Consider the following 231-nt stretch of genomic DNA (forward strand, 5'->3'; position numbering starts at 1 on the left):
GACAACTTCCCGACCGACCGCTACCTCCTCGAGGGCGTCGCCGGCGAGTGCGGCCTCACCGTGCGGTGGGTCGAGGCCGACCCCGACGGCGGCGTCACCGCGGACGACCTCGCGCCGGCGCGCGGACCGGACACGGCGTTCGTGCTGCTCAGCCATGTCGCGTTCCGCTCCGGTCACGTCGCGGACGGCGCGGCGCTCACCGCGCTGGTGCACGACGCCGGCGCGCTGGTG

At 76.2% G+C, this 231-nt stretch carries 1 protein-coding gene; it reads left to right on the forward strand.

Going from position 1 to position 231, the window contains the following annotated elements; all coding sequences use genetic code 11:
- A partial coding sequence (locus QWY28_RS23920; protein ID WP_300955389.1) for an aminotransferase class V-fold PLP-dependent enzyme occupies positions 1–231 on the forward strand: 231 nt, incomplete at both ends.

Source organism: Nocardioides oceani, from assembly GCF_030412965.1.
In the GTDB taxonomy this organism is placed as follows: Bacteria; Actinomycetota; Actinomycetes; order Propionibacteriales; family Nocardioidaceae; genus Nocardioides; species Nocardioides oceani.